The sequence below is a fragment of the Devosia sp. genome, assembly GCF_014860165.1.
GTDB lineage: Bacteria > Pseudomonadota > Alphaproteobacteria > Rhizobiales > Devosiaceae > Devosia.
In genome coordinates this window covers 1-10,446 of record NZ_JACZKG010000016.1, presented here as the reverse complement: position 1 = coordinate 10,446, position 10,446 = coordinate 1, and the positions used below count along the sequence as shown (strand labels likewise).

At 65.2% G+C, this 10,446-nt stretch carries 9 protein-coding genes; 5 read left to right on the top strand and 4 right to left on the bottom strand.

What is annotated here, in order from left to right; all coding sequences use genetic code 11:
• Positions 1-1,115 (bottom strand): CocE/NonD family hydrolase (locus IH615_RS04390; RefSeq protein WP_291360136.1); only part of this gene is annotated, 1,115 nt, incomplete at its 3' end.
• A 4-nt stretch (positions 1,116-1,119) separates the two neighbouring features.
• Positions 1,120-2,829 (bottom strand): adenine deaminase, encoded by a 1,710-nt coding sequence (gene ade, locus IH615_RS04385; protein WP_291360134.1) that lies wholly within the window; start codon positions 2,827-2,829, stop codon positions 1,120-1,122.
• 131 nt (positions 2,830-2,960) lie between these two features.
• Between ade and IH615_RS04380 the strand changes: the two genes are divergently transcribed.
• Entirely contained in the window at positions 2,961-3,119 is a 159-nt protein-coding gene (locus IH615_RS04380) for a hypothetical protein (RefSeq protein ID WP_291360133.1), read from the top strand.
• Between the two features lie 2 nt (positions 3,120-3,121).
• On the top strand, positions 3,122-4,117 hold the full coding sequence (locus IH615_RS04375; protein WP_291360132.1) for a DNA topoisomerase IB: 996 nt from the start codon (positions 3,122-3,124) through the stop codon (positions 4,115-4,117).
• A 40-nt stretch (positions 4,118-4,157) separates the two neighbouring features.
• Here the strand turns inward: IH615_RS04375 and IH615_RS04370 are convergent, their stop codons facing one another.
• Both IH615_RS04370 and IH615_RS04365 read right to left on the bottom strand, forming a co-directional pair.
• Positions 4,158-5,648: a diguanylate cyclase gene (locus tag IH615_RS04370; protein ID WP_291360130.1), complete on the bottom strand. Its 1,491-nt coding sequence runs from the start codon at positions 5,646-5,648 to the stop codon at positions 4,158-4,160.
• Between the two features lie 97 nt (positions 5,649-5,745).
• Positions 5,746-7,971, bottom strand: a complete 2,226-nt coding sequence (locus IH615_RS04365; protein ID WP_291360128.1) for an EAL domain-containing protein — start codon at positions 7,969-7,971, stop codon at positions 5,746-5,748.
• Positions 7,972-8,159: 188 nt separating this feature from the next.
• Between IH615_RS04365 and IH615_RS04360 the strand changes: the two genes are divergently transcribed.
• From IH615_RS04360 to IH615_RS04350, 3 genes are all read left to right on the top strand, one after another.
• Complete coding sequence (locus IH615_RS04360) at positions 8,160-9,206, top strand: NAD(P)-dependent alcohol dehydrogenase (RefSeq protein ID WP_291360126.1); 1,047 nt, start codon at positions 8,160-8,162, stop codon at positions 9,204-9,206.
• 29 nt (positions 9,207-9,235) lie between these two features.
• Entirely contained in the window at positions 9,236-10,021 is a 786-nt protein-coding gene (locus tag IH615_RS04355) for an SDR family oxidoreductase (protein ID WP_291360125.1), read from the top strand.
• A 73-nt stretch (positions 10,022-10,094) separates the two neighbouring features.
• The coding region (locus IH615_RS04350; RefSeq protein WP_291360124.1) for an MgtC/SapB family protein at positions 10,095-10,446 on the top strand (352 nt) is incomplete at its 3' end.

Sequence of the window (10,446 nt, the reverse complement as noted above, 5' to 3'; positions counted from 1 at the left end):
TAGCGATAGCGGTCGGGGGCTGAAGCGGCGGCTGGCTCCGGGGCAAGGCCGCCACCGGGCTGGATGAACCAGCTTTGCATCACCGGCGGCACCGGGGGATAGCGGTCATATTCGCGCCATTCGCCAAGCCCGGTAATGTGGATGCGCACCGGCTTGTCGCGGAGGCCGGTGGCGTCGCCGAGCAGCTTGGCGCGCATCCAGACCAGGGTTTCGCGCATGCTCTCGGCCTGCAGGTCGTTGGCGATATGGGTCCAGGGGCCGATGGTGAGATGGGGTGTGTGTCCCGCCGACACCAGCGTCTGGTAATCGCGCAGCAACTGGTCGATCATGAAGTCGTGCCAGCCGGAAATGAAGTGGTTGGGCGGCGTTTTCGGTCCCAGCCGGTGGCGGTGGTCGATGGCGTGCCAGAAGTCGTCATTGCCGATGGCGTTCTCGAACCAGCTTTGCCAGAACGGCACATCGTGGCCCACTGCGGCATTGTCGGCATTGAGCAGCGGCAAGGTCATGGCCGCCTTGGCGGTGCGTTTCTCGACGCCGCCGGAAAACATCGTCCCGGTCATCTTGAGCGGATTGCCGCGCAGGCCCTCGATCACCTGCAGCCAGCTCAGCCACAGGCCGAGATGAAAGGCGCCCGAGGGGAAGACCACGGACTGGAACTCGGCTGATGTGACCTTGGTGGCCATGGCCGAGATTTCGGGCAGCTCATCGCAGATCGCCCATTGCGCATAGCCAAGATAGGACGGGCCGGAAAGGCCGAGGCGGCCATCATACCAGGCCTGATCCCTGATCCAGCGCAGGGTAGCAAGTCCGTCGGCGCGCTCATTGACCAGCGGGTCGAACTGTCCGCCGGACTTCTCGGTGCCGCGGCAGGCCTGGAGCACCACATTGAAGCCGCGCTCGGCATAGCATTCGGCGACCGTGCCGAAGCCGCTGCGGCCATAGGGCAGGCGCATCAGAATGGTGGGGTGGGGCCCCTTGGCGCGCGGGGAATAGACATCGGTCATCAGGGTCACGCCATCGTCCATCGGCAGGGCGATGTTGCGCTTGCGGGTGGTGCCAAAAAGGCGCGGCGGCAGATTGTAGACCTTGGCGAGGACCAGGCTTCCGACGCTCATCGCCTCAATCCACGAAGTCGAACTTGTCGACGTCGAACAGGCCGCGATCGGTCATCTTGAGGTGCGGGATGACGGGCAGGGCGAGGAACGCGACCTGCAGGAACGGCTCGGGCAGCACGCAATCGAGCGCATAGGCGGCGTCGCGCAGGTGGTGCAGGTCATGCGTCACCTCTTCGAACGGCTTGGGGCTCATCAGGCCGGCTATGGGCAAAGCCAGTTCGGCTGTCACCTTGCCGCCATCGGCCACGGCGAATCCGCCGCGCAACTCGATCAGGCGGTTGACTGCCGCCGCCATGTCCGCGTCGGTGGCGCCGATGACGGTGATGTTGTGACTGTCATGACCCACCGAAGAGGCGATGGCGCCGCGCTTGAGGCCGAAGCCGCGCACGAAGCCGCGGCCGATATTGCCGTTCTTGCCATGCCGCTCGATGACGGCGACCTTGAGCACGTCGGCGGCGAGGTCGGGTTGCAGACCGGCTTCGGTGACTTCTAGTGTCGCCTCGTCCCGGAAGGTCAGGATCAGGCCCGGCTTGACGCCGATCACCGGCGTGCTGTTGCGGCCGGGCTTGGGCTGGGCGATGAAGTCGTCGGCCGATACGGGCTTGGCCTTCATCGAGGAGAGGCCGACGGATTCGACCGGCTTGCGGGCGGCGAACAGAGCCGGCACCACCAGCCTTCCGCCGGTAATGACGTCCGACACACGGCAATCCTCAAGGCTGTCGAGCAAGGCGATATCGGCGCGCCAGCCTGGTGCGAGCAGGCCGCGGTCGCGCAGGCCGAAGATGCGGGCCGCCGAATGGCTGGCGGCACGATAGACATGGTGCAGCGGCCGGCCCATGGCGATCAGGCGGCGGATGGAGCTATCGAGATGGCCTTCCTCGGCAATATCGAGCGGGTTGCGATCGTCGGTGCAGAGGGCGACGAAACTCGAGGTGTTTTCGTCGAGCACCTCGGCGAGGGCCTTGAGATCCTTGGAGACCGACCCCTCGCGGATCAGGATGGCCATGCCCTTGCTGAGCTTCTCGCGCGCCTCGGCGGCCGAGGTGGCTTCATGGTCGGTGCGGATGGCGGCGGCAAGATAGCCGTTGAGGGCCGTGCCCCGCAGCAGCGGCGCGTGGCCATCGATATGGCCGCCCTGGAAGGCAACGAGCTTGGCGATGATGCCGGGATCGGCATTGAGCACGCCGGGGAAGTTCATCATTTCGGCGAGGCCGATGACCTTGGGATGGCTGCGGAACGGCTCGAGATCAGCGATTTCGAGCGCGGCGCCCGAGGTCTCGAAGCCGGTTGCCGGCACGCAGGACGACAGGTTCACCCTGATATCCATCACCGTCTGCTCGGCGCAGTCGAGGAAATAGCGAATGCCCTCGGCGCCCAGCACATTGGCGATTTCGTGCGGATCGCAGATGACCGTGGTGACGCCATGGGGCAGTACGCAGCGGTCGAATTCGAACGGGGTGACCAGCGAGGATTCGATGTGCAGATGCGTATCGATGAAGCCGGGCACGGCAAAACGTCCGCCGCCATCGATGACCGTCTTGCCCTCATAGCTGGCATGGGTGCCCACGATGCGGTCGCCGACGATGGCAATGTCCGTGCTGGTCACCGCGCCGGTGATGACATCGAGCAGTCGCACATTCTTGATGACCAGATCGGCCGGCTCCTTGCCCTGTCCGGCCATGATCATGCGGGTGAGGGTGGCGGCAGTGGTCATCGGGTTATCCTGGATATTGGTCATGGCCGAAGGTCAGCCCCGGCGCGGGCGGCGTCAAGGGCTGGTGGCGCGATGTCGCGGAACCGGCGCGGTATAAGCACCGTTGCACTCCCACAACCAAGGAGAGCGTCATGAAAACCTATGACCCCGACAAGACCACGACCGAAGTCCGGCAGGGCAGTCCACGCAAGATGAATGCGCGCGTGCTGGTCACGTCAATGATCGGCGTCATTGTCCTGTTCGCCATTATCTATCTGGTCTACACGCTGACCCAGTCCAATCCCAGCTGACCATGCGGCTCATCAGGACCGGGCGAGACGAGCTGACACTGGTGCGCCAGCGCCGCGGCAAGGGATTTTGCTATCGCGATGCCGATGACGCATTGGTGGCGGACGCGGCGACACGCGATCGCATCAGCGCGCTGGGCATTCCCCCCGCATGGCGCGATGTGCGCATCGCCCCCAATCCCAAGGCCCATATCCAGGCGCTTGGTGTCGATGAGGCAGGGCGCCACCAATATATCTATCACCCTGAATGGGAACTCCGGCGCGAGGGCAAGAAGCACAAACGGCTGGCCTCGCTCACCTCGGTCTTGCCACGCCTGCGACGCGGCGTGGCTGCGGCTCTCAGCGCCGAAACGGGCAGCAAGGCGCTCGCCCTGGCCATCGCCGTCGCCTTGATCGACCGGACCGCCATGCGGGTGGGGCGGGAGAAATATCTCGAAACCAGCGGCACGCGCGGCGCCGGCACGCTCTTTTCGCGCGACATGCGCATCAATGGCGACGAAGTCTGCATGACCTTTGCCGCCAAGGGTGGCAAGCAGGCGGAATATTGCCTCACCGACGCCAAGCTGGCCGATGCCATCAAGCGCATCCTGACGCTGCCCGGCAAGCGGCTGCTGGTGTGGCGCGACGAGGCCGGCAAGGTGCGTCCGATCAAGACCGGCGCGATCAACGCCTATCTGCGCGAACTGACCGGCGCCGAGATTTCCGCGAAGGACTTCCGCACCCTCCATGCCAGCGCCCTGGCGGCCGAGACACTGGCGGAGATGGAGGTTGGCAAGTCGGAGACGGCGCGGCGGCGGCAGATGGCCCAAGTGGCCAGGCAGGTGGCTGAAGTTCTCCGCAACACGCCGGCCATTTCGCGCAAGTCCTATATCGCGCCATGCCTGTTCAAGCTGTTCGACGATGGCAAGCTGAAGGGCATGTGGGAATCAGCTGGCAGGGGTGGACCGGGCCTGCTGCAACGGGAGCGGCGGCTGGGCGCGGTGCTGGCCGCTATCGGGTAGGGTCCATCGCCTCTCCCAAGCCGGCAGAGGCGTGGAGGTGTCAGGCGGCGCCCCGGCCGGCAAAGGCCTGCCGCACCTGCTCTTCGAGCTGTGTGGGATGGCCCGCGCGGAGATCGCTGCCGGCATGGAAGCAATAGCGGTTCCGGCCGCCCGACTTGGCCTGGTAGAGCGCGCCATCGGCGCGTGCCACCAGTTCGGCATCGGTCTGGGCCAGGTCTGGTGCCGTGGCGATGCCGATGCTGACGCCAATCTGGAGGGGATGGCCGGCAATGTTGAAGGGCGGCTGCAGCACGTCGATCACCCGCTGGGCGAGGCGCCCCGCATCGCCATGGGTGGTGATGCCAGGCTGGATGATGGCGAATTCGTCGCCGCCAAGTCGCGCCAGCGTGTCTGATGGCTGCAGCATGCTGGTGATGCGCGCGGAGACCTGGCGCAGCAATTCGTCGCCGGCTTCATGGCCCAGCGTGTCGTTGACCTGCTTGAAACGATCGAGATCGAGCGCGAGCAGCGCCAGGCGCGGTTCGCCGGTCTGCATGGTGCGCATGGCGGTATCGAGGCGATCGCGGAACAGCGCGCGATTGCCCAGGCCCGTCAGCGGATCGTGCAGGGCGCGATGCTGGGCATCGGCGCGCTCGGCCTGCAGCTGCGACGAGGCGCGCTGCAGGTTGCGCATAAGCGCGACAATGATCGCGCCGGTCACGAAGAGGGCGCCGAGCAGGGCGGGCAGGGTATCGCCGAGAATGCGGGCGCCCGGACGGTCTGGGCTCCACTTGAACCAGGCGAGGGGCTGGCCCGCCTTGTCGCGGATCGCCAGCGCGGCCTCGGAACCGGCGACGTCGGGGCTGGTTTCGAAACGGGCGTCGTCGAACAGATATTGCGTCTCGATCTGGCGCGCCAGGGCGTCATCGAGCATCACCACCGCCACATAGACTGGCTCGGTTCCCACTGGCGCGAAGTCGGTGCCGACACTGAGCAGCATCGGCATGACGCTGACGATGGCGGGCCTATCCTCGATCAGGGCCATGTCGACCACGGCCGGCGGTGCCTCGCCGACGAAGTTGTTGAATGCGTCGATGGCGGCGAGGTTGTCGAGCGAGTGCAATTGCTCGATCAACGGGGCGATCGTGTCTCGTACCGGTTCGACCGCCTTGGCCGGCACCTGGCCGCCGTCGCGCATGGCGTAGATTGCCCGGCCGTTGCCATGGAGCAGATAGACGCGGCTCTGGCCGTAATAGTCAAAGGCGGTCGGGCCGATATTCTCGTTGAGCCAGTCGACGTCGCGCTCAGCCACGGCGGTCACGGCTTCGTCCCAAACGGCGAGCTCTTCCTGTCCCACCGGTACGGCGGCCATCTGATCGGCAAGGGCCTGCTCCAGCAGCCGGGTCTGTCGCGCCAGTGCGTGATCGTCGGTTCGGCCGACCGACCAGGTAACGAAGCCGGCTACGGTGCCGATGGTCACCAGAATGGCGATGATGATGGGCAGCATTACCTTGCGCGAAAACTGCCAACCCGATGTGTTCGACTGCGTCATGAACCTGTCCCCTGACGGTTTGCGGGGCAGTTTCCGTCGGGCCGCTTACCGGCCGGTGAATCGGCCGGGCGGCATCCAATCGCGGTTAACGGGGGTTTCACGCCGCCGTGGTGCGGCGGCGGCGTTCGGGACTGTTGGCCTTGTCGGCAAAGATGGCGGTGATCCGCTCGTCGGGAACGCCGCCCGAAAACAGGAAGCCCTGCAGCGTATTGCAGCCGAGGCGACCAAGGATGGCAGCCTGGGTTTCGGTCTCGACGCCCTCGGCCGTCACTTCGATGTCCATGGCATGGGCCAGCGTAACGATGGCCTGGGTGATTGCAACCGACACGTGACCATCGGCCAGCTGCATGACAAAGGAGCGGTCGATCTTGATGCGGTCTACCGGATAGCGCTTGAGGTAGCTGAGCGACGAGTAGCCGGTGCCGAAATCGTCAAGCGCGATGTGAATGCCCGCAGCGCGGAAGGTGCGAAGGTTCTGCGCCGACACATGCTCGTCGTCGAGCAGGATGGACTCGGTGATTTCGAGCTCGAGATCGAGCGACCGCATGCCGGTTTCGCGCAGGATATCGAAGACCTGCGCGGAGAAATGCGGGTTGCGCAGCTGGGTCGGCGAGATGTTGACGGCGATGGTGCGACCGGGGGCGCCCGCACCCAGGGCGCAGGCACGGCGCAGCACGAACTCGCCCAGGGCCTCGATGAGACCGGTATTCTCGGCCACCGGGATGAAGCGCGCGGGGGAGATCTGTCCGTATTTGGGATGATTCCAGCGGGCCAGGGCCTCCGCGCCGATCACCTTTCGCGTGCGCTGGTCGATCAATGGCTGGAAGGCTACCGATAGCTGGTCGTCGCGCTGCAGCGCCTCGCGCAGTTCGCCCTCGATGGTGTGCTGCAGCTGCAGCAGCTCGTTCATGTGCTCTTCGTAGACGGCAGCGCGGTTGCGGCCGCCGGCCTTGGCCTCATAGAGCGCGATATCGGCCTTGCGCACCAGTTCACGCGGCTCGGTATTGCCACCTGACGCGTTGACGATGCCGATGCTGACCCCGACATGGGCCTTGAAATGGTTGAGGTCGAAGGGGCGGCCGATGGACTCGATGATGCTGGCCGCCAGGCTGGCTACATCCTGGGGCTGGTCCCGCGACACCAGGAGGATGCCGAACTCGTCGCCGCCCAGCCGTGCGATCATAACGCCGTGGCCGACCACGGCGCGGATGCGCTGGCCGACCGTGCAGATCAGTTCGTCGCCGGCCTGGTGCCCGAGTGTATCATTGACCTGCTTGAAGCGGTCGAGGTCCAGCATCAGCAGCGAGAGCTGAGTACCCATGCCCTGGCGGTCCGTCAGCACGCGGGCCAGGTGGGTGTCGAAGCTCATGCGGTTGGGCAGGCCGGTCAAGCGGTCATGGGCCGCCTGGTATTCGGCATTGCGCCGGCCGACCTCCAGTGCTGCCGACGACCGGTGGAGCTGGCGCAGCAGCAGGAAGACGAGAATTGCGGCCACGGCAAAGGCGACGCCCAGCACGGGCCCGGTCTGGAGCAGCATTGTCCGGCCCGGACGGTCGCGCTCCCAATCGAAAAAGGCCACGAAGCGCCCGGCATTGTTGATGATGGAGTGGGTGGCGCGGTCAGGTCCGTCGGTGCGGACCAGGCTGAAATTGCCGTCTTCGAACAGGTATTCGCGGTTGAACTGATCGGCCGTGCTGCCATCGAGGAACTGCACCACGGCAATCAGGGGCTCGGAGCCGGCAGGCTGCACGATGGCGCCGGTATCGGACACGATGGTCATCACGCTCACGATTGCGGGCAGGCCTTCGACCACGGCAAAATCGGACACCGAGACCGGCACAGGCACGGTGCCCGGAACGACAAAACGGGTGGCCTGTGCACGCACGCGATTGACCAGCTGTTGCACCGGGCTGGCGATGCGCCGGTAATTGGGCGTCTCGACCGAGACACCGTCCTCCATCATGTAGAGTGGTTGGGCGATGGCATCGAGGATAACGATCCTGTGGTGGCCGAAATACTGGTACATCCATTGGCCGATATTGCGGTCGACCCAGTTGAAGTTGAACATCAGCCTGGTGTTGACCACGGTGTCGTCGCGCGCCGCGATACTGGCCAGTTCGTGCTGCAGGCGCGCGCGGCGGGCTTCGATGACATGCTGGAACATGGTGCTCTGCCGTTCCAGCGCCCGCTCATCGATGCTGGCAGTCGACCAGAAGACGAAACCGAGCACGCCGGCGGCCGTTATCAGCAGTGCAAGGACGACAGGCAGCAGAACAGCGGCAGAGAACTGCCAGCGTTCGAGTGTCGAGGTCTTGGACTGCATCAAGGAACCGGTTTTTTGTATTGCGGATGCAGACCATAGCCCGGCGGAATTGCGGACTGGTTACCAGCAGGTGCCCACCGCCGGCCAAAGTGCTGGGACGCGTACCAAATCGGCGGTTCTCGCCTTCGCGCCGCCGGCCTTGTGGTCTAGAAATGTCGCGTTCCCTTCTTGAGTACCGGAAACCTGCCATGACCAAAGTCCGCGCCCTCGTCCTCGAACGCCAGCATGAGCTGGCCTTGCGTGACATCGACCTGCCGCTGGACGTCGGGCCGGGCATGGTCAGGATCGCCATCCACACGGTGGGTGTCTGCGGCTCGGACGTGCACTACTACACCCATGGCAAGATCGGGCCGTTCGTGGTCAATGCGCCCATGGTGCTGGGGCATGAGGCTGCCGGGACGGTCACCGAGGTGGGTGCCGGGGTGAGCCATCTCAAGGTCGGCGACCGCGTCTGCATGGAGCCGGGCATTCCCGACCCCAATTCGCGCGCCAGCCGGCTGGGCATGTACAATGTCGACCCCGCTGTCCAGTTCTGGGCGACGCCGCCGGTGCATGGCGTGCTGACGGCAGACGTGGTGCATCCAGCCAATTACACATTCAAGCTGCCCGACCATGTGAGCTTTGCCGAAGGCGCAATGGTCGAGCCGTTCGCCGTGGGCATGCAGGCGGCGAGCAAGGCGAAGATCGCGCCCGGGGACACCGCGCTGGTGCTGGGCGCCGGGCCCATCGGCACCATGGTAGCCCTGGCCGCGCTGGCCGGTGGCTGCGCACGGGTGATCGTTGCCGACCTGGCCCAGCCCAAGCTCGACATTGCGGCCCAGTATCAGGGGGTGATCCCGGTCAATATCCGCCAGAAGAGCATCGTGGACGAGGTGAAGCGCCTGACCGAGGGCTGGGGCGTGGACGTGGTGTTCGAATGCTCGGGCTCCCCGCATGCCTGGAAAACCATCATGGAGCTGCCGCGCCCGGGCGGCGCCATCGTCGTGGTCGGCCTGCCGGTCGAGCCGGTGGCAGTCGATATTGCCGGCGCCTCGGTCAAGGAACTGCGCATCGAAAACGTGTTCCGCTATGCCCACCAGTATGATCGCGCCATCGCGCTGATCGCTTCGGGTAAGGTGGATCTCAAGCCACTGATCTCGGAGACATTTGCCTTCGAGGAGTCCAAGGCGGCGTTCGATCGGGCGGTGGAAGCACGGCCAACAGATGTGAAGCTGCAGATCAGGGTGGCGGAGTAAGGGGGCCTTCGGGCCAGGAGGAGAACGACATGGACCTGAACCTGCGCGACAAGGTTGCCGTCATCACGGGGGGCACTGTGGGCATCGGGCTGGCGGTGGCGGAGGGGTTGGCGGCCGAGGGCGTCAACCTGGTGCTGGTCGGACGCAACAAGGAGCGGGCCGATGATGCAGCGGTGCTGGTGGCGCAGAAGTTCGGCATCATCGCCACAGCCATCGCCGCCGATGTCGCTACGGCCGAGGGCTGCGACGCGGTCATCAACGGCACGACCAAGGCCTTTGGCGGGGCCGACATTCTCATCAACAATGCCGGGACCGGCTCCAACGAGACCATTGCCGAGGCGGACGACGCCAAGTGGCAGTATTACTGGGACCTGCATGTGATGGCCGCGGTGCGGCTGGCGCGGGGGCTGGTGCCTTCAATGAAGCGGCGGGGCGGCGGCGTCGTGCTGCACAATGCCTCGATCTGCGCCGTGCAGCCGCTCTGGTACGAGCCGATCTACAATACGACCAAGGCGGCGCTGATGATGTTTTCCAAGACGCTGGCCAACGAGGTCGTTGGCGACAATATCCGCGTCAACACCATCAATCCGGGGCTCGTGCTCACCCCTGACTGGATCAAGACGGCCAAGCAGATTGCCGGCGAGGACGGGTGGGAGGCTCATCTGCAGGGCGTCGCCAACGAAGCCGGCGGCATGAAGCGTTTCGCTACGCCCCGGGAACTGGCGAACTTCTTCGTCTTCATGTGTTCGGACAAAGCAAGCTACTCAACCGGCAGCACATATTTCGTCGATGGCGGGTGGCTGAAGACGGTGTAGGGTGGTGGGGCGCCGGAACCAAGCCCCACAATCGGTGTTGTCAAACCAGCGTCACGAACCCCGGAATTTCGCCATGGATGCCGGCAATGAATTCGGCTTCGTCCAGACCTACCTGCCACAGCATGTCATTGCCATCCGCCTGCTGATCGCCGCCATTCTGGGCGCCATGATCGGCATCGAGCGGGAGTGGCACACGGCCGAAGCGGGCCTGCGCACCCATATCCTGGTGGCGACGGCAGCGTCGCTGTTCACCATCCTCGCCTTCGAAATCTATCACGGCGTCGGCCCGGGCAGCAGTGGCGCACGGGCCGACCCGATCCGCGCGGTCGAAGCGGTCACCGCCGGGATCGCGTTTCTGGGCGCGGGTGCCATTTTCAAGACCGGGAACACCGTGCAAGGCCTGACCACCGGCGCCGGCATGTGGC